Here is a 287-nt window from a genome sequence, read left to right as displayed (position 1 = left end):
TGATTATGAAAAAGCAGCCGATATTTTTTATCGGTTGCTTCAGTATATGAGTCGCCATCTCCAAGAAATGGTCACATCAAACAGGATGCTTCCTTTGGTTCTCTTCAATTTTGCCAGATCTCTGGACTTGTTGGAAAGATATGAAGAAAGCGCAAGAGTTGCTAGAAATGGAAAAGAAGCTTGCATTAAATATGGACATTATCAAGTACTTCACTCTTGCCTGGAAATCGAATCTGAGTGTGATTACTTCCTTGGCAAAAAAGAAGAGATTGCAGACCGATATCGTG

Annotated in this window: 1 protein-coding gene; it reads left to right on the top strand. The window is 39.0% G+C overall.

The genetic code is table 11. The features are described from left to right. On the top strand, positions 1 to 287 hold a 287-nt coding region (locus tag P0G09_RS20595), incomplete at both ends, for a hypothetical protein (RefSeq protein ID WP_275253611.1).

It is taken from the genome of Faecalibacterium sp. DFI.5.82 (genome assembly GCF_029076575.1).
GTDB lineage: Bacteria > Bacillota > Clostridia > Oscillospirales > Ruminococcaceae > Faecalibacterium > Faecalibacterium duncaniae.
The sequence above is the reverse complement of the archived record's forward strand: the minus strand, read 5'-3'. Positions and strand labels throughout refer to the sequence as shown.